The organism is Methylobacterium sp. 1030, assembly GCF_040544715.1.
Lineage (GTDB): Bacteria > Pseudomonadota > Alphaproteobacteria > Rhizobiales > Beijerinckiaceae > Methylobacterium.
This window is the reverse complement of the sequence record NZ_JBEPKM010000020.1, coordinates 83,824-100,582: the sequence shown is the minus strand read 5'-3', so window position 1 is coordinate 100,582 and position 16,759 is coordinate 83,824. Positions and strand designations below refer to the sequence as shown.

Sequence of the window (16,759 nt, the reverse complement as noted above, 5' to 3'; positions counted from 1 at the left end):
GATCAGAGCGCGCGGGTCAGAGCGCGAAGGCGGCGACGTCGGCGGGGGTGCCGATTGCGGCGGCGCTCGCCTGGGGGGCGACGCGCTTGACGAGGCCGGTCAGCACCTTCCCGGCGCCGAGCTCGTAGAACCGGTCGACGCCGGAGGCCGCCATGGCGGCGACGCTCTCGCGCCAGCGCACGGTGCCGGTGACCTGCTCGACCAGGGCCGCGCGGATCGCCTCCGGATCGGTGACCGGGGCGGCCGCGACGTTGGCGTAGAGGGTGACGCGCGGGGCCGCCAGCGCGACGGCGGCGAGCGCCCGGGCCATGGCCTCGGCGGCCGGGGCCATCAGGCGGCAGTGGAACGGCGCCGAGACGTTGAGCATCACGGCGCGCTTGATCCCGCGGCCGGTGGCGATGCCGACGGCGCGCTCCACGGCCGCGCGGTCGCCGGAGAGCACCACCTGGCCGCCGCCGTTGTCGTTGGCGACGTCGCAGACCGCGCCGTCGCCGGCCTCGTCGGCCGCCGCCTCGGCGACGGACCGGGCGGCCTCGAGATCGGTGCCGATCAGCGCCGCCATGGCGCCGGCGCCCGGTGCGACGGCCGCCTGCATGGCCTCGCCGCGCAGGCGCAGCAGCCTGGCGGCGTCTGCGACGGTGAGGCTGCCCGCGGCCGCGAGCGCGGCGTACTCGCCGAGCGAGTGGCCGGCCACGCAGGCGACGTCGCGCCCGAGGTCGAGGCCGCGCTCGGCCTCCAGCACGCGCAGCACCGCGAGGCTCGCCGCCATCAGGGCCGGCTGGGCGTTGGTCGTGAGGGTCAGCGCCTCGACCGGCCCCTCGAACATCAGCCGCGACAGGTTCTCGCCCAGGGCGGCGTCGACCTCGTCGAGCACGGCCCGGGCCTGCGGGAAGGCCTCGGCGAGGTCCCGCGCCATGCCGACCGCCTGGCTGCCCTGGCCCGGAAAGATGAGTGCGCGCATGTTGCGTCCTGGTCGCCGGCGCCGCGCGGCGCGCGAGCGCCGCCCGTGTCGGCCGAAACTCTGGAATGGCGCGCGCACTCGCACCCGCGGCGCTGGGTGTCAACAATGCGCCGCACCATGATGCCGCAGCGACGCGGTCCTCCGGCTCCTCGGCGTTCGGCCCCTCGGCGTCCGGCCCGACCGGACCGGCACGCCCGCCGGACGCGCGCCGGGTTCGCGCCGGACGCGCGCCCCGCGCAACCCGCTGTGCTTGTTGCACAACGGCATCCGGTGTAGAGTGGCGCCATACCCGACATCACCCGTCGCTCAAGCCCAAGGAGCCGCCCCGCATGGCGCGCGTCACCGTCGAAGACTGCATCGAGAAGGTCGAGAACCGCTTCGAGCTGGTGCTGCTGGCGAGCCACCGGGCCCGCCTCCTGGCCGCCGGCGCCCCGCTGACCATCGACCGCGACCGCGACAAGAACCCGGTCGTGGCCCTGCGCGAGATCGGCGACGAGACCATCACGGCCGACGACCTCAAGGAGCAGCTGATCCACTCGATGCAGAAGTACGTCGAGGTGGACGAGCCCGAGGCCGAGACCGTGCCGCTGCTGTCGAGCTCGCCGGCCGCCGCCGCGGTGGCGCCGCAATCCTCCAGCGACGACGCGGCGGTCCAGTTCGACCGCATGAGCGAGGAGGACCTGCTGCGCGGCCTCGAGAACCTCGCCCCGCCGGTCGAGACCGACGACGAGGGCGAGTGAGCCTGGACACGTGGGCCTGGATGGGCGCGACCTGACAGAGACCGGACCCGGCGGAGACGCCGGGTTCTCTCGTTCCGTGGCCGGCCCGCCGGCATCCGGCGCGGCCCCGCCGCCGGGGGCTGGCGCCGTCCCGGCGGTTGCGGAACAATCGCGCGTGATCCAGACCCCGCGCACGACCCCGGACGCGCCGGCCCCGACCCGGCGGATGATGCGCCAGTACGAGCTCGTCGAGCGGGTCAAGCGCTACAACCCGGCCGCCGACGAGGCGCTGCTCAACCGCGCCTACGTGTACGCCATGCAGGCGCACGGCACGCAGAAGCGCGCCTCGGGCGATCCGTTCTTCGCCCACCCCCTCGAGGTGGCGGCGATCCTCACGGACCTTCACCTCGACGACGCCACCATCGTGGCCGCGGTGCTGCACGACACCGTCGAGGACACCGAGGCGACGCTCGAGGAGATCCGCCGGCTGTTCGGGCCGGAGATCGGCGCCTTGGTCGACGGCCTGACCAAGCTCAAGCGCCTCGACCTCGTCTCCAAGCAGGCCGCGCAGGGCGAGAACTTCCGCAAGCTGCTGCTCGCGGTCGCGGCGGATGTCCGGGTGCTGCTGGTCAAGCTCGCCGACCGCCTGCACAACATGCGCACCCTCCAGCACATGCGGGAGGACAAGCGCCACCGCATCGCGCAGGAGACCCTGGACATCTACGCGCCGCTCGCCGGCCGCATGGGCATGCAGGAGCTGCGCGAGGAGCTGGAGGACCTGGCCTTCCGCAACCTGGAGCCGGAGGTCTACGCCACCATCACCCAGCGCCTGACGCGGCTCTCCGCCAAGTCCGAGAGCGTCGTCGAGACCATCGCGCAGGTGCTGACCGAGAAGCTCGGCGCGCAGGGGATCACCGCCGAGGTCAGCGGCCGGCAGAAGCGCCCGTTCTCGATCTGGTCGAAGATGGAGCGCAAGTCCGTCGCCTTCGAACAGCTCTCCGACATCTTCGGCTTCCGCGTGGTCGTCGACACCGTGCAGGATTGCTACGCGGCGCTCGGCATCGTCCACACCAGCTGGCCGATGGTTCCGGGCCGGTACAAGGACTACGTCTCGACCCCGAAGCAGAACGATTACCGCTCGATCCACACCACGGTGATCGGGCCGAAGAGCCAGCGCGTCGAGTTGCAGATCCGCACCCGCGCCATGGACGACATCGCCGAGTACGGCATCGCCGCGCATGCCCACTACAAGGAGATCGGCACCGAGCTGGTGAAGGACCCGGCCCGCGCCGAGGGCAGCGTGCATCCGCGGCTCGCCGCGGAGAGCGGCGCCTACCAGTGGCTGCGCCGGACCATCGAGCTCCTCGCCGAGGGCGACAGCCCCGAGGAGTTCCTGGAGCACACCAAGCTGGAGCTGTTCCAGGACCAGGTGTTCTGCTTCACCCCGAAGGGCCGGCTGATCGCCCTTCCGCGCGGCGCGACGCCGATCGACTTCGCCTACGCGGTCCACACCGACGTCGGCAACACCGCGGTGGGCGCCAAGATCAACGGCCGGATGGCGCCGCTGCTGCACGAACTCGCCAACGGCGACGAGGTCGAGATCAGCCGCTCCGACGGGGCCTCGCCCCCGGCGGCCTGGGAATCCCTCGTGGTGACCGGCAAGGCCCGCGCGGCGATCCGGCGGGCGACCCGCACCGCCGTGCGGCGGCAATATGCCGGCCTCGGACGGCAGATCCTGGACCGGGCCTTCGAGCGCGCCGCCAAGACCTTCTCGGAGGACAAGCTCCGGGGCGCCCTGCCGCGGCTCGCCCGCGCGACGACCGAGGACGTGTTCGCCGCCGTGGGGCGGGGCGAGATGTTCTCGGGCGACGTCGTCCGCGCCGTCTATCCCGACCACCGCGACGAGCGCCGGCCCTCCGCCGCGCAGGGCGCCGCCAGCGGCGCCGGCCGGCTCGTGCGCTCCTCCGACCAGACCATGCGGCTGACCTTCCCGGGCGCCGAGGGCGGCAAGGAAGGCGGCAAGGAGGGGGAGGGCGCGGATCGCAGCGACGCCATCCCGATCCGCGGCCTCGCGGGCGACCTGCCGGTGACCTTCGCGCCGAACGGCGGCGCGGTCCCGGGCGACCGGATCGTCGGCATCCTGACCCCCGGCGTCGGCGTGACGGTCTACCCGATCCAGTCGGCGGCACTCGCGGCCTTCGACAACGAGCCGGAGCGCTGGCTCGACGTCCGCTGGGACACGGAGGCGCTCGGCGGCGAGCGATTCCCCGCCCGGTTGGCGCTCAAGTCGATCAACGAGCCCGGGGTGTTCGCCCAGATCGCCCAGGTGATCGCCGACCACGACGGCAACATCGACAACATCTCGATGAAGCGGCGAACCCAGGACTTCACCGACATCACCATCGACCTGTCGGTCTGGGATCTCCAGCATCTCAACGCGATCATCGCCGAACTGCGCGGCAAGCGCCCGGTCAACAGCGTCGAGCGCGTGAACGGCTGAGGTCGAGGGGCGGGGCGCGCGGCGCATCTGAGGTTTACAGGATCAACTTACGTAAACCACCATTTTCACGACGAAGCCCTGTCGTGGTCAATTAATCCGCCCCGAGAGTTCAGTTTTTCACGACCGCACAATCCCGTGCTCTGCTTGACACGGACCCGTTTGAAACGAATGGTCCGGCGGACGGGGCGTCGGTGGCGCGGGTCATCGACCGCGCCGGTCCACCCCGGTTTGCAGAGCGCGGCGGCCGCGATCGCGGCGCACCGTCCCGGCCACGCGCCCCGGCCTTTCGCCTCGGGCGAACCCTGACCGATTGTTCAGACGATTTCCTGTCACCCACGATTTTTCGGGACCTGACCTGTTCATGCCAGTCACCCAGCGCAGCGCCATCTTCATCGACGGCGCCAACCTCTACGCCACCACCAAGGCCCTCGGTTTCGACATCGACTACAAGAAGCTGCTCAAGGAATTTCAGTCGCGGGAGAACCTCCTGCGGGCATTCTACTACACGGCCATGATCGAGGATCAGGAATACTCCTCGATCCGGCCGCTGATCGACTGGCTCGACTACAACGGCTACCGCGTCGTGACCAAGCCCGTGAAGGAGTTCACGGACTCGATGGGGCGGCGGAAGTACAAGGGCAACATGGACATCGAGCTGGCGATCGACGCCCTCGAGCTCAGCCCGCACATCGACCACATGATCCTGTTCTCCGGCGACGGCGATTTCCGCTCGCTCGTCGAGGCGATGCAGCGGCGCGGCGTGAAGGTGACGGTGATCTCCACGATCCAGACCCAGCCGGCGATGATCTCCGACGAGTTGCGGCGGCAGGCCGACGAGTTCGTCGACCTCGCGAGCCTCGCGGGCCGGATCGGGCGCGAGCCCGGCGAGCGCCCGGCGCGGGCCTCCGGCGAGGCGCCGACCCGCTACCGCGGGGAGGGAAGGGCCAATCCGGGCCTGGAGAACCGCTACGGCATCCGCCAGCCGGAGGCCGAGGAGGAGTAGCGCCTCAGGCGCTGCCCCCGTCGAGCCAGTCGAGGACCTGCCTGGCGCTCCGGTCCGGCGGGAAGACCGGATAGAACAGCTCGCTCACGACGCCGTCGTCGATCACCAGGGTGAGGCGGCGCAGCAGCACCTGGCCGCCGGCCTCGAAGGTGGGCAGGCGCGCCGCCATCGCGAAGGCCCGGTGCGGATCGGCCAGCAGCGGGAAGGGCAGGCGCAGGCGCTCGGCCGCCTCCCGCTGGTAGGCGCTCGTCTGGGTCGAGAGGCCGAAGACCTGGGCGACGCCTCGGGCCGTCAGCGCGGCGTGGTGATCGCGGAAATCGCAGGCCTGCGGCGTGCAGCCCCGGGCGCCGGGAATGGCGTCCCAGTCGGGCGTCAGGCCCGGCTGGCCCGGCTCGCCGGTGCGCGGGTAGGCGTAGGCCACGGTGCGGCCCGGCAGCCGCGCCAGCGAGACCGTGCGGCCGTTGGTGGCGGTGAGCGCCACGTCGGGCAGGCGCATCCCGCGCAGGTGATCGGCCGCGCCGTCGTCGACGGGGACCGGCAGGTCGTCGGGCAGGGTATCGTGGGTGGAGGGCATGGGTCGCTCCGCAGGATCGCAGGCTCGGGACGCCGCACCGGCTAATCCGGGATCTTGTGACATCGCGCGGTCAGCGCAAGGCGAGCGCATCACGGCCTGCGCGCGCCCCCTGTAGGAACGATCGTCTTTGCGAGCGGAGCGAAGCAATCCAGCGGCACCACGCCCGCGGACGTCGCGCTGCCCTGGGTCGCTTCGCTGCGCTCGCGATGACGGCCCGGCCTCAGCCCCGGTCGCGCAGCAGCCGCGCCCGGTCGCGCTGCCAGTCGCGCTCCTTGACCGCCTCGCGCTTGTCGTGGGCCTGCTTGCCCTTGCCGAGGCCGAGCTCGACCTTCGCCCGCCCTTTGTCGTTGAAGTAGATCTTCAGCGGCACCACCGTGTAGCCCTGGCGCTGGGTCGCGCCGATCAGCTTGTTGATCTGGCGGCGGTGCAGCAGCAGGCGGCGCGGGCGCTTGGTGTCGTGGTTGAAGCGGTTCGCCTCCAGGTATTCCGGGATGTAGGCGTTGAACAGCATCAGGTCGTTGCCGGAGGGTCCGGCATAGGCCTCGCCGATCGTCGCCTTGCCGCCGCGCAGGGATTTCACCTCGGTGCCGGTCAGCGCGATGCCGGCCTCGAGCGTGTCCTCGATCGTGTAGTGATAGCGCGCGGCGCGGTTGTCGGCGACGATGCGCCGACTGGGCTCCGGTTTCGGGGCCATGATGCGTGACTTCCCTCAGTCGACCAGCAGGCCGGCGTGGCGCAGGGCGTCGTCGACGATGCGCTTGGTGGGCTCGGTCACCGGCACCAGCGGCAGGCGCAGCTCGTCGGTCATGTGGCCGAGCCGCGACAGCGCGTACTTCACCGGCGCCGGGTTAGCCTCGGCGAACAGGCCGGTCTGCAGGGGGAACAGCCTGTCCTGGAGGGCCAGCGCCTTGGCGTAGTCGCCCGCGAGCGTCGCTTCCTGTAGGTCGGCGCAGAGGCGCGGGGCGACGTTCGCCACCACCGAGATGCAGCCGTGGCCGCCGTGGGCGTTGTAGCCGAGCGCCGTCGCATCTTCGCCCGAAAGCTGGACGAAGCTCGCGCCCATGGCCTGACGCTGCTGGCTGACGCGGTCGATCTTGGCGGTCGCGTCCTTCACGCCGGCGATGTTCTTCAGCTCGAAGAGCCGGGCCATCGTCTCGACGCTCATGTCGACGACGGAGCGCGGCGGGATGTTGTAGATGATGATCGGGATGCCGACCGCGTCGTTGACGGCCTTGAAGTGGGCGTAGAGGCCCGCCTGCGTCGGCTTGTTGTAGTACGGCGTCACCACCAGGACGGCGTCGGCGCCCGCGCGCTCGGCGTGCTGCGCCCGCTCGACCGCCTCGGCGGTGGAGTTGGAGCCCGCGCCCGCCACGACCGGCACGCGCCCGCCCGCCTCGTCGATGCAGGCCTCGACCACCCGGTCGTGCTCGGAATGGGTCAGGGTCGGGCTCTCGCCGGTGGTGCCGGTGGGCACGAGGCCGTGGCTGCCCTGCTCGATCTGCCAGCGCACGAACTTCCGGAAGGCGGCCTCGTCGAAGGCCCCGTCGCGGAAGGGCGTCACAAGCGCGGTGAGCGAGCCCCGCAGGCGGCTCCCGGTCATCTCGGTCATCTCAGGCGTCCCAAAGGGTCCCAGCTGGGATTTCGGCGGTCTCGGCGCCGCGCGTGGTCCGCATCGTACGGGCACGGACCGGCAGACATAGGCGGTCGCGTCACGGCGCGCAAACAGATCGTGGGGACGGTTAACGCGATCTTAATGGTCACGGACCGATCCTCGACCTTTCCCGCTCCGGTGATCAGTAGGGGGGAATCGTGATCCGACCCGCGGCCTCGCATCCGGCCCCGAAGCGCACGTCCCTCACCGCCGCCGCGCTCGTCGCCACCGTCGGCGTGGCGCTCGCCGGCCCGGCCGGCCAAGCCGGCCAAGCCGGCATCGACGCGCCCACGACGCCGCCGGCCACGCAGCCCGCGCCGCCGGCGAGCGACGCCGCCCTCTCGACCGCCCAGGTCCGGGGCGCGCAGGCCGTGAAGGCGAGCGACCCTGTCGCGGCCGACGCCCTGAAGCTCGATCCGGTCCACGCCTCGAGCGGCGACGACAAGGGCGAGGAGCCCGCCCGGACGCTGCCGGCCGCGGCCTCGGCCTACGCCTCCGCCGACCCCGACGCCCCGGTGGCCTTCCCGCTGCCGGACGCCGCGGTCACCCCGGCGGCCCCGGTGCCCGAGGTGCCGGATCCCGCGCGCCCGAAGATCTCCGGCGACACCGACCCGACGCTGCTGCGCGGCGCCATCGACCTCTACCGCAAGGGCCGCGTCGCCGACGGCGACCGGATGCGCGACGGCTTCACCGACCCGGCCGCGAAGGCGCTGCTCGAATGGGTGGCGATCCGCGCGGGCGCCGGGATCGGCTTCAACCGCACCGTGGCCTTCGTCCGGGCCAATCCGGACTGGCCGGCCGGCCCGCTGCTGCGCCGCCGGGCCGAGGAGGCGCTGCTCTCCGAGAAGAAGGCGCCCGCGACGGTCCGGGCCTACTTCGCCACGGCGAAGCCGGTGAGCGCGCCGGGCAAGTTCGCCTTGGCGCTGGCCCTGCGCGCCGACGGCTGCGACGCCGACGCCGCCGAGATGGTCCGAGACCTCTGGCGCACCGAGAGCTTCGGGCGGAGCCTGGAAGCGAAGGTGCTCGACGCCTTCCCGGACGCGCTGACCCGGGTCGACCACCGCTACCGGATGGAGCGGGCGCTCCTGAAGGACGACTGGGAGAGCGCCGGCCGGGCCGCCGGCTACGCGGGCGGCGCCTATGCCAGCCTCGTGCGCGCCCGCCGGGCCGTGGAGGACAAGTCCTCCGGCGCCGCTTCCGCGCTCGCCGCGGTGCCGCCGTCGCTGCGCAGCGACGCGTCCTACATCTTCTCCCGGGCGCAGTATTTCCGCCGGGCCGACAAGCCCGAAGCCGCCGCCGCCGTGCTCGCGACGGCGCCGAGCAACCCGGACGTGCTGGTCGACGGCGACGAGTGGTGGATCGAGCGCCGGATCGTGGCGCGCAAGCTCCTCGACCTCGGCGATGCCAAGACCGCCTACGCGGTGGCGAGCCAGCCGGCGGCGCGCTCGCCCGAGAAGCGCATCGAGGCCGAGTTCCACGCCGGCTGGATCGCGCTCCGCTTCGCCGGCGATCCCGCCGCCGCCGCGCAGCATTTCGCCCGGGTGGCGGCGATCGCCGAGAGCCCGATCTCGGTGGCGCGGGCCGCCTACTGGCAGGGACGGGCGGCCGAGGCGCTCGGCCAGTCGGAGGAGGCGAAGCGCTTCTACGAGCGCGCCGCCCTGCAGCCGATCGCCTATTACGGCCAGGTGGCCCGGGCCCGGCTCGGCCAGACCAGCCTGCCCCTGCGGGCGCCGGCCGACCTCGAGGGCGCGGAGCGCCAGGCCTTCGACGGGCGGCTCTCCATCCGCGCCCTGCGCCTGCTCGGCGAGGCCGGGATCAAGGAGCTGGCCCTGCCGCTCTACATCGACGCCGCCCGGGACCTCTCGGACCCGCGCGAGCTCCAGGCGCTCGGCGACCTCGCCACCGACATGAAGGACGCCCGCGCCCTGGTGGCGATCGGCAAGCTCGCGGTCCAGCGCGGCCTGCCGCTCGACGCCCACGCCTACCCGACGATCGGGATCCCCACCTACGAGACCTTCACGGCGGTCCCGCAGGTCGAGCGGGCCATGGTCTACGCCATCGCCCGCCAGGAGAGCCAGTTCGACCCGCGCGCCCAGTCGGGCGTCGGCGCCAGGGGGCTGATGCAGATGATGCCGGCCACCGCCCAGCGCACCGCCCGCCGGGTCTCGACCGCCTTCGACGTCGACCGCCTGACCAGCGATCCCGCCTACTGCGCGAGGCTCGGCCAGGCCCATCTCGGCGAGCTGATGGAGGATTGGCGCGGCTCCTACGTGCTCGCCTTCGCCTCCTACAACGCGGGCGGCGGCAACGTGAAGAAGTGGATCGACGCCTACGGCGACCCGCGCAAGGGCGACGTCGACGTGATCGACTGGGTGGAGCGCATCCCCTTCACGGAGACGCGCAACTACGTGCAGCGGGTCATGGAGAACCTGCAGGTCTACCGCTCGCGGCTCGACAGCCGCAGCGCCCTGCTGATCGAGGGCGACCTCCACCGCGGCGCGCGGTAGCGGGCTCCTCACCGTCTTTGCGAGCGGAGCGAAGCAGAGACGAAGTTCTCGATCTGCGGCCTGCCGCCGCGACGTAACCCACACCCCAGCTCCGCCGCGGCATAGCTTTTGGTTGTGCCCTCGCTGCCTCGCTCCCTAGAAGATGGTCCGGTCCGCATTGACCGGCTCCCGAGAGCCCGCGCTGCCGAGAGGTTCCCATGCTGCGTTCGAGATCGGGTTTCGCCCTCCTGCTGAGCACCGCGCTCGCGGCCGCCGCCCCGGCCCTGGCCCAGGAGGCCTCCACCGCCGAGCAGACGATCGACGTGATGAACACGCTGTTCGGCAAGCATCCGGGCGCCCGGGCCAACCACGCCAAGGGCGTGGTCGCCGAGGGCAGCTTCACCCCGTCGCCCGAGGCGGCGAAGATCAGCAAGGCCTCCCTGTTCCAGGGGCCGGCGGTGCCGGTGACGATCCGGTTCTCGGACGCCACCGGCGTCCCGACCATCCCGGACGGCGCGGCCGACGCCAACCCGCACGGCCTCGCCCTCAAGTTCAAGCTGAGCGACGGCTCCGAGATGGACGTCGTCACGAACTCGCTGAAGTACTTCCCGGTCGCCACGGGCGAGGAGTTCCGCGACCTCCTGAAGGCCGCCGCCGAGAGCGGCCCGAACGCGGCCCATCCGACCGCGCTGGAGCGCTTCGCCGCCGCCCACCCGGCCGCCGCCACCGCGGGCGGGACCGCCAGGACCCCGTCGAGCCTCGCACGGCAGACCTACAACGGCGTCAACGCCTTCATCCTGGTGGACGCGGCCGGCAAGCGGCAGCCGTTCCGGTTCCGCTTCGTGCCGGTGGAGGGCGAGGAGATCCTCGCCCCCGAGGAGGCGGCCAAGCGCGATCCGAACTTCCTGATGGCCGAGATCGGCCCGCGGGTCGCCAAGACTCCGGCGAGGTTCCGGATGCTGGCCCAGCTCGCCGAGCCGGGTGACCCCACCAACGACGCCACCAAGCCCTGGCCGGACGACCGGAAGACGGTCGATCTCGGCACCGTGACGGTGAGCAAGGTCGTGCCCGACAGCGCCGAGGCCGAGAAGGCGCTGCTGTTCATGCCGAACAACCTGACCGACGGGATCGAGGTTTCGGACGACCCGCTGATCGACGCCCGCGTCCAGGCCTACGCGGTCTCGTTCAGCCGCCGCTCGCAGTAGCGCGGCCCGGCCGGACGGAGTCTCCGACCCGTCGCCTCATCCCGAGGTGCCGGAGCGGATCAGCGGCCCGTCCCGGCCTTCGGGGCGGAGGGCGGCTTCGCGCCGCCCGGCTGCCCCTTGCTCTCGACCGGGCCCGTGCGGGCGCCGTCCCGGGTGGCGCCGGTGCCGCTGAGGCCGCCCGCGCCCATGCTGGTCGTGCGGGCGCCGGCATCCTGGCCGGCCTTGCCCCGGCCCTCGGCGGCGTGAACGGTCCCCGTCGCGCCGGCGAGGAGGACGGCGAGCAGCGTCGTACGGGTCAGGATCCTCATGGGGCCTCCGCGGGTCCACCGCCGCCCGGGCGGGCTCTCCGGTCCAACCGGGCGCGCCCGGGAGCGTTCCCGTGAGGACGGGGCGTCACCCGGCGGCGCGCAGGCCCGCGGCGGCGCGGCGGCCCCGCCGCTCGGCGGGATCCTGGAACACCCCCGACCACAGGCCGAGGCGGCGCCCCCAGGCCCGGTCCGCCGCGGGCGCGTAGTCCGGCGCGAGGTCCCGGTCGGGCAGGGCGAGGCCCTGCGCCACCATCCAGGCCCCGAGATCCGCCTCGCCGACCCGGCAGAGCGCCGCGCCCGCCTCGCCCCGCGGCTCGCAGGTGACGGCCGCCCCGCCGATCCGGTCGGCGAGCGCCCGGGCGGCGTCGCGGCCGCACGGGTAGGGCCGGTCCCGGGCGTCCGCGCAGGTCGCGTCGGCCTCCGGCGCGGCGATCCCGAACAGGCTCACCGGCCGTCCGCCGACGCGCAGCGTCCCGCCGTCGATCACCTGGGCGGGGCCGCGCAGGATCTCGCCGGCCCGCGCGGGGCCGTGCCAGCCGAGGCCGCCCGCCACGAGCGCGGCGAGGAGCGGCAGGCGCGAGCGGTCGCCCCTGTCGTCCGGGCAGAGGAGGGTGCCGGCGAGGCCGGCCGCGCAGGCGAGGAGGATACCGACGTAGAGCGACATGGTCTCAGGTCTCCGGAAGGGCTATGGCGGCCCTTGTGCCGAAGCCCCGCCCCGCGACCCTGACGCCGGCTGTCAGCGTCCCGTCAGGCGGCGCGGCCTAGCCTGCGCCCGCATGAGCCCGTTCCCGCCCCGCCGCCTCGTTCTCGCCCTCGGCCTGCTGGCCACCCTCGCGGGCGGGCCCCTGCACGCCTCCGAGGATGCCGACCGGGCCCGCCGGGCCCTGGAGAGCGGCGAGATCCGCCCCCTCGACGCGGTGCTGGCGGCGGCCCGGGCGGCGGTGCCGGGGGACGTCGTGTCGGTCGACCTCAAGCACGACGACGGGCACTGGCTGTACAAGCTGCGCATCCTCGGGCCCGACGGGAAGCGCCGGACCGTGAAGGTCGATGCCGGCACGCTCAAGATCCTGGACGAGGACGACGATGATTGAGGAGGCCGGCCCGTGCGCGTCCTGATCGTCGAGGACGAGCCGCGCATCGCGGCGGACATCCGGCAGGGCCTGGAGAGGGCCGGCTACGTCGCCGACGTGGTGGCGGACGGCGAGGCGGCGTGGTTCCGCGCCGAGACCGAGACGTACGACGCCATGGTGCTGGATCTCGGCCTGCCGCGCCTCGACGGGCTCGGCGTGCTGCGCCGCCTGCGCGCCGCCGACATCACCCTGCCTGTCCTGATCCTGACCGCCCGCGACGGCTGGCGCGAGCGCGTCGAGGGCATCGACGCCGGCGCCGACGACTACCTCGCCAAGCCGTTCCGCATGGAGGAGCTGGTCGCGCGGCTGCGGGCGATCCTGCGGCGCACCGCCGGCCACGCCGCGCCGGTGCTGCGCGCCGGCACGGTCGAGCTCGACACCCGCACCCGCGCGGTCAGCGTCGACGGCAGGCCCACGGAGCTGACCGCCCTGGAATACCGGCTGCTGGCCTTCCTGCTGCACCGGCAGGGGCAGGTCGTGCCGGCGGGCGAGCTGCTCGACCACCTTCACGGCGTCGGGACCGAGCGCGAGGCCAACGCCCTGGAGGCGCTCCTGACGCGCCTGCGGCGCAAGATCGGGCCGGGGGTGATCGAGACCCGCCGCGGCCAGGGCTACCTGATTGCCGGACCGGACGGACCGTGAGGCGCGACTCCCTCCGCCTGCGGCTCGGCCTCGCGGCGGCCGCGCTGATCGCGCTGGCGCTGGTGCTCGCCGGGATCGGCCTCACGGTGATCCTCGACCGGGTGCTCGACGCCCGCACCGTCGCGGATCTGGACCGGACCGCCAAGCTCATCGCCGGCCGGGTGGGCCTCGCGCCGGACGGGACGCCGACCCTGTCCCGGGACCTGCCGGACCCGCGCTTCGCCACGCCCTACGGCGGCCTGTACTGGCAGGTCGAGGCGGGATCGCGCGCGCTGCGCTCGCGCTCCCTCTGGGACAGGAGCCTCGATCTGGGACCGGCCGGGGCGGGCGCGCAGGCCCCCGCGACCCTCGACACGACCGGGCCCGACGGCGGCCGGCTCATCGCGGTGGTGCGGCCGCTGCAGATCGGCGCGCCGGGCGCCGAGACCGCGCTGCGGGTCGCGGTGGCGGAGGACCGGCGCGGCCTCGCGGCGAGCCGGACCACGTTCCTGCGCCTGCTCGTCCCGGCGCTCGTCGCCCTGTTCGTCGTCCTGACCCTGGCGATGGGCCTGTTCGTGCACCGGGCGCTCGGCCCGTTCCGGGTGCTGCAGGCGGAGCTCCTGGCGGTCCATGCCGGGCGGCGGGCGCGGCTTCCGGAGCAGTTCCCCGACGAGGTCCGGCCGCTGGTCACCGATCTCAACCGGCTGCTCGACGCGCAGGAGCGCGCCCTGATCCGCGCCCGCGACGCCGCCGCCGACATGGCCCACGGCCTCAAGACGCCGCTGGCGGTGCTGGACGCGCTGGCGCGCCGGACCGGGTCGGCCGACCCGGCGCTGGCGGCCGAGATCGCCGAGCAGGCGCGGGCCATGGGCGGGCAGGTGGAGCGGGCGCTGGCCCGGGCGCGGGTCGCGGCCGGGGGCGACCTGCGGCGGCGGTCCTGCCCGGTCGCCCCGGTGGCGGAACGCCTCGTCGCGACCCTGCGGCGGCTGCCGGAGGGCGGGTCCCTCGACTGGGCCGTGGCGGTGCCCGGGACCCTCGCCTATCCGGGCGAGGAGGGCGAGCTGATGGAGGTGCTGGGCAACCTCCTCGACAATGCCCGGAAGTGGGCGCACCGGCGGGTCCGGATCACCGGGACGGAAGCCGGGACGGACGCCGGCCAGCCGGGCCTCGCCGTCGAGGATGACGGCCCCGGCATGAGCGCCGCGGCCATCGCGGGGATCGGGCGCGGCCAGCGCTGGGACGAGAGCCGGCCGGGCACCGGGTTCGGCATCGCCATCGCCCGCGACGTCGCCGAGGCCGCCGGCGCCCGGCTCGATTTCGGCCGCTCGGCGCTGGGCGGCCTGCGAGCGGAGCTGCGCTGGCCGGGCGGGTAGGGCGAGCCAGGCGCCTCCCAATTCGCGCCCTCATCCTGAGATGCTGGAGCGAAGCGCAGGCCTCGAAGGCGGGCTCCAGGGATCGCGCGGCCGGCTGGACCCCTCCTTCGAGCCCCGCTTCGCGGTCACCTCAGGATGAGGGGATGGCTGGGAGGACCCGGTGTGCGCGTCGGGAACCACACGCTCACCGCCCCCGCTCCGCACCCGCGCCCGCCCGGCTCAGCCGCATCAGCCGCGCGCTCAGGGCGCGGGCGCAGGCCGCGGTGCCGCGGCCCTCGGTGGCGATCGTCAGGTCCGGCCGCTCCGGCGCCTCGTAGGGCGCCGAGATGCCGGTGAAGCCCGGGATGCGGCCGGCGCGGGCCAGCCGGTAGAGGCCCTTCGGGTCCCGGGCCTCGCACAGGCCCAGCGGCGTGTCGACGAACACCTCCAGGAACGGGATGTCGCCGGCGATCCGGCGCGCCAGCGCCCGGTCGGCCCGGTAGGGCGAGATCAGCGAGACGATCACCACCGTCCCCGCCTCGGCCATCAGCCGCGCCACCTCGGCGGTGCGCCGGACGTTCTCGGCGCGGTCCTCCGGCGAGAAGGCGAGGTCGGCGTTGAGCCCGTGGCGCAGGTTGTCGCCGTCGAGGACGGCGCTGTGCCGGCCGCCCGCCACCAGGGTCCGGTCGGCCTCCGCCGCCAGCGTCGACTTCCCGGCCCCCGACAGGCCGGTCAGCCACGCGATCACCGGCACCTGGCCGAGGCGCGCCCAGCGCGCCTCCCGCGCCTGGAGGGGGTGCCAGGTCACGGGGCCCGGAGGGAGGCCGGCCGGAACCGTCTGCGGGATCTTCTGCACGACGCACATATCCACCGCCTGGTCACACGCCTGGGGCGGCGTCCGCGCGGGCGGCCGCCGGTTCTCGGACATCGACACGCGCGGGCCCCTACGGCACGCGCCAGACCGGGTAGCCGACGGCCTCGCCGAGGCGCTCCCGGCACTCCTCCAGGATGTGGGCCGTCCGCCGCCGCCACGCGGGCGGGGACCGGAAGGCGGCCCGCGCCGCCGCCGCCCGCACCAGCGCCTCGACCGCGGCCTCCGTCTCGGGCGCGACCGGCCCGGCGGCGAGCTCGTTCGGCGGGGCGGCGGGCGCGGCCGCGATCACCGCGTCCCAGCTCTGCCCCCAGCAGGCGGCGGCGAAGCGCGCGTTCCCGGCCGCGTAGCGCGCCGCGACGCGGGCCAGCCCCTCCGGGGCGGCGCCGCGGAACCGCTCCGCGTCGAGCCCCCGCGCCCAGGCCCAGTCGTCGAGGACGTGGCCGAGCAGCCGGCGATGCCCGGTCACCTGACGGTGCACGCCGAGCCGGTACAGGCGGCGCGACGCCTCGACCGCGACCGGCCCGGAACTCCGGTTGGTACGGTAGGCGAGGTCGGCCGGGCCGAGGAGCGGCGCGAGGCGCTCGCCCAGCCCGAGCCCGTCGACCAGCCGCGCCAGCAGCGGCGCGTCGGACCGCCGGTCGCGGTACGGCAGGGCGGTGACGCGCCCCGCGGCGGCGCGGCGCCAGGGCTCGAGCCGGTCCGCGTAGTCGTAGCGCCGGGACCCGCCCTCGGAACGCAGGAAGCCGCGGAACGTGCGGCCCTCGGCGACGACCTGCGCCCGCAGGGCGTAGGCCGAGGCCAGCTGCTCGGCCTGCGGCTTGACCACGAGCGCCGCCTCCAGGGCGAAGCCGCGGCGCGCGAACAGGTCGGACAGGATCTCGGGAACGCGCCAGAACGGGCGCTGGACGGAGAAGTCCTCGTAGGAGAGCAGGACCGTGTCGGCCGGCGTGGCGGCCAGGATCGCGTCGAGCCGCGCGAGGGCCTCGCGGCGCTCCGCGGCGCCGCGGCGCCGGTCCAGCGCCTGGCCGAGCCGGTAGTGGTTGACGTCGTCGCTGCCGGGGGCGCCCGGCGGGGCGAGGTTCGGGTAGCAGATCCCGGCCGCGGCGAGGCGGGGGCGCAGGCGGGCCAGCACCTCCTGGAACGCGGTGGAGCCGGTTCGGGGCATCCCGATGTGAACGATCGCGCGGCGCACGTGTCCTGTCGACCCTGCTGGAATTCGCGGTTGCGGCAAGTCTTCCGCGCAGCCGGGCACAGTCCACGACCCCTCGTGGACGCGCACGTCTCGGGATGAACGCCGGACGAATCCGTAATCACGGTCCGATCACGGGAACGCGACCAGAAATAGCCAAGCTCCGTTTCTGCTCTATTTCAGACG

The 16,759-nt window shown here is 74.0% G+C and carries 16 protein-coding genes; 8 read left to right on the top strand and 8 right to left on the bottom strand.

Annotated elements, in window-relative coordinates; genetic code table 11:
- Positions 1-16 precede the first annotated feature (16 nt).
- The gene (gene fabD, locus ABIC30_RS25540; RefSeq protein ID WP_020095204.1) at positions 17-961 is read right to left on the bottom strand and encodes an ACP S-malonyltransferase; all 945 of its coding nucleotides are present in this window, start codon (positions 959-961) and stop codon (positions 17-19) included.
- A 329-nt stretch (positions 962-1,290) separates the two neighbouring features.
- On the opposite strand from fabD, the gene rpoZ reads away from it, so the two are divergent.
- The 3 genes from rpoZ to ABIC30_RS25525 all read left to right on the top strand — a co-directional run bounded on the left by rpoZ (position 1,291) and on the right by ABIC30_RS25525 (position 5,183).
- The gene (rpoZ, locus tag ABIC30_RS25535) at positions 1,291-1,701 is read left to right on the top strand and encodes a DNA-directed RNA polymerase subunit omega (RefSeq protein WP_010685409.1); all 411 of its coding nucleotides are present in this window, start codon (positions 1,291-1,293) and stop codon (positions 1,699-1,701) included.
- 205 nt (positions 1,702-1,906) lie between these two features.
- Positions 1,907-4,180: a RelA/SpoT family protein gene (locus ABIC30_RS25530; RefSeq protein WP_026605253.1), complete on the top strand. Its 2,274-nt coding sequence runs from the start codon at positions 1,907-1,909 to the stop codon at positions 4,178-4,180.
- Between the two features lie 361 nt (positions 4,181-4,541).
- Positions 4,542-5,183 (top strand): LabA-like NYN domain-containing protein, encoded by a 642-nt coding sequence (locus ABIC30_RS25525; protein ID WP_020095206.1) that lies wholly within the window; start codon positions 4,542-4,544, stop codon positions 5,181-5,183.
- Positions 5,184-5,187: 4 nt separating this feature from the next.
- Here ABIC30_RS25525 and ABIC30_RS25520 read toward each other — a convergent pair whose 3' ends face one another.
- The 3 genes from ABIC30_RS25520 to dapA all read right to left on the bottom strand — a co-directional run bounded on the left by ABIC30_RS25520 (position 5,188) and on the right by dapA (position 7,366).
- Entirely contained in the window at positions 5,188-5,757 is a 570-nt protein-coding gene (locus ABIC30_RS25520; protein ID WP_020095207.1) for a peroxiredoxin, read from the bottom strand.
- Between the two features lie 220 nt (positions 5,758-5,977).
- A complete protein-coding gene (gene smpB / locus ABIC30_RS25515) occupies positions 5,978-6,451 on the bottom strand; it encodes an SsrA-binding protein SmpB (RefSeq protein WP_020095208.1) in 474 nt (157 codons plus the stop codon).
- Between the two features lie 15 nt (positions 6,452-6,466).
- Positions 6,467-7,366, bottom strand: a complete 900-nt coding sequence (dapA, locus tag ABIC30_RS25510) for a 4-hydroxy-tetrahydrodipicolinate synthase (RefSeq protein ID WP_020095209.1) — start codon at positions 7,364-7,366, stop codon at positions 6,467-6,469.
- A 200-nt stretch (positions 7,367-7,566) separates the two neighbouring features.
- Here dapA and ABIC30_RS25505 point away from each other — a divergent pair, with 200 nt between their 5' ends.
- Both ABIC30_RS25505 and ABIC30_RS25500 read left to right on the top strand, forming a co-directional pair.
- On the top strand, positions 7,567-9,915 hold the full coding sequence (locus tag ABIC30_RS25505) for a transglycosylase SLT domain-containing protein (protein ID WP_020095210.1): 2,349 nt from the start codon (positions 7,567-7,569) through the stop codon (positions 9,913-9,915).
- A gap of 197 nt (positions 9,916-10,112) precedes the next feature.
- The gene (locus ABIC30_RS25500) at positions 10,113-11,099 is read left to right on the top strand and encodes a catalase family peroxidase (protein WP_020095211.1); all 987 of its coding nucleotides are present in this window, start codon (positions 10,113-10,115) and stop codon (positions 11,097-11,099) included.
- Positions 11,100-11,158: 59 nt separating this feature from the next.
- Here ABIC30_RS25500 and ABIC30_RS25495 read toward each other — a convergent pair whose 3' ends face one another.
- Positions 11,159-11,407 carry a hypothetical protein gene (locus ABIC30_RS25495; RefSeq protein ID WP_020095212.1) on the bottom strand — a complete coding sequence of 83 codons (249 nt, stop codon included), beginning with the start codon at positions 11,405-11,407 and terminating at the stop codon, positions 11,159-11,161.
- Between the two features lie 85 nt (positions 11,408-11,492).
- Positions 11,493-12,071, bottom strand: coding sequence for a thermonuclease family protein (locus ABIC30_RS25490; protein WP_020095213.1), 579 nt, complete (start codon positions 12,069-12,071; stop codon positions 11,493-11,495).
- 112 nt (positions 12,072-12,183) lie between these two features.
- On the opposite strand from ABIC30_RS25490, the gene ABIC30_RS25485 reads away from it, so the two are divergent.
- From ABIC30_RS25485 to ABIC30_RS25475, 3 genes are read left to right on the top strand one after another with little or no spacing between them, the layout of a single operon-like run.
- The gene (locus ABIC30_RS25485; RefSeq protein ID WP_020095214.1) at positions 12,184-12,498 is read left to right on the top strand and encodes a PepSY domain-containing protein; all 315 of its coding nucleotides are present in this window, start codon (positions 12,184-12,186) and stop codon (positions 12,496-12,498) included.
- Between the two features lie 12 nt (positions 12,499-12,510).
- On the top strand, positions 12,511-13,179 hold the full coding sequence (locus tag ABIC30_RS25480) for a response regulator transcription factor (RefSeq protein ID WP_020095215.1): 669 nt from the start codon (positions 12,511-12,513) through the stop codon (positions 13,177-13,179).
- On the top strand, positions 13,176-14,531 hold the full coding sequence (locus ABIC30_RS25475; protein ID WP_020095216.1) for a sensor histidine kinase: 1,356 nt from the start codon (positions 13,176-13,178) through the stop codon (positions 14,529-14,531). Before ABIC30_RS25480 ends, ABIC30_RS25475 begins: the two co-directional genes overlap by 4 nt.
- A 184-nt stretch (positions 14,532-14,715) precedes the next feature.
- On the opposite strand, the gene cysC is transcribed toward ABIC30_RS25475, so the two are convergent.
- The gene (cysC, locus tag ABIC30_RS25470) at positions 14,716-15,375 is read right to left on the bottom strand and encodes an adenylyl-sulfate kinase (protein WP_020095217.1); all 660 of its coding nucleotides are present in this window, start codon (positions 15,373-15,375) and stop codon (positions 14,716-14,718) included.
- A gap of 79 nt (positions 15,376-15,454) precedes the next feature.
- Positions 15,455-16,576 (bottom strand): hypothetical protein, encoded by a 1,122-nt coding sequence (locus tag ABIC30_RS25465; protein ID WP_020095218.1) that lies wholly within the window; start codon positions 16,574-16,576, stop codon positions 15,455-15,457.
- Positions 16,577-16,759 lie beyond the last annotated feature (183 nt).

What these genes read in the sequence shown, in the direction of transcription:
- fabD (WP_020095204.1), bottom strand. Translation starts at nt 961, where the DNA reads ATGCGCGCACTCATCTTTCCGGGCCAGGGCAGCCAGGCGGTCGGCATG.
- rpoZ (WP_010685409.1), top strand. Translation starts at nt 1,291, where the DNA reads ATGGCGCGCGTCACCGTCGAAGACTGCATCGAGAAGGTCGAGAACCGC.
- ABIC30_RS25530 (WP_026605253.1), top strand. Translation starts at nt 1,907, where the DNA reads ATGATGCGCCAGTACGAGCTCGTCGAGCGGGTCAAGCGCTACAACCCG.
- ABIC30_RS25525 (WP_020095206.1), top strand. Translation starts at nt 4,542, where the DNA reads ATGCCAGTCACCCAGCGCAGCGCCATCTTCATCGACGGCGCCAACCTC.
- ABIC30_RS25520 (WP_020095207.1), bottom strand. Translation starts at nt 5,757, where the DNA reads ATGCCCTCCACCCACGATACCCTGCCCGACGACCTGCCGGTCCCCGTC.
- smpB (WP_020095208.1), bottom strand. Translation starts at nt 6,451, where the DNA reads ATGGCCCCGAAACCGGAGCCCAGTCGGCGCATCGTCGCCGACAACCGC.
- dapA (WP_020095209.1), bottom strand. Translation starts at nt 7,366, where the DNA reads ATGACCGAGATGACCGGGAGCCGCCTGCGGGGCTCGCTCACCGCGCTT.
- ABIC30_RS25500 (WP_020095211.1), top strand. Translation starts at nt 10,113, where the DNA reads ATGCTGCGTTCGAGATCGGGTTTCGCCCTCCTGCTGAGCACCGCGCTC.
- ABIC30_RS25495 (WP_020095212.1), bottom strand. Translation starts at nt 11,407, where the DNA reads ATGAGGATCCTGACCCGTACGACGCTGCTCGCCGTCCTCCTCGCCGGC.
- ABIC30_RS25490 (WP_020095213.1), bottom strand. Translation starts at nt 12,071, where the DNA reads ATGTCGCTCTACGTCGGTATCCTCCTCGCCTGCGCGGCCGGCCTCGCC.
- ABIC30_RS25485 (WP_020095214.1), top strand. Translation starts at nt 12,184, where the DNA reads ATGAGCCCGTTCCCGCCCCGCCGCCTCGTTCTCGCCCTCGGCCTGCTG.
- cysC (WP_020095217.1), bottom strand. Translation starts at nt 15,375, where the DNA reads ATGTGCGTCGTGCAGAAGATCCCGCAGACGGTTCCGGCCGGCCTCCCT.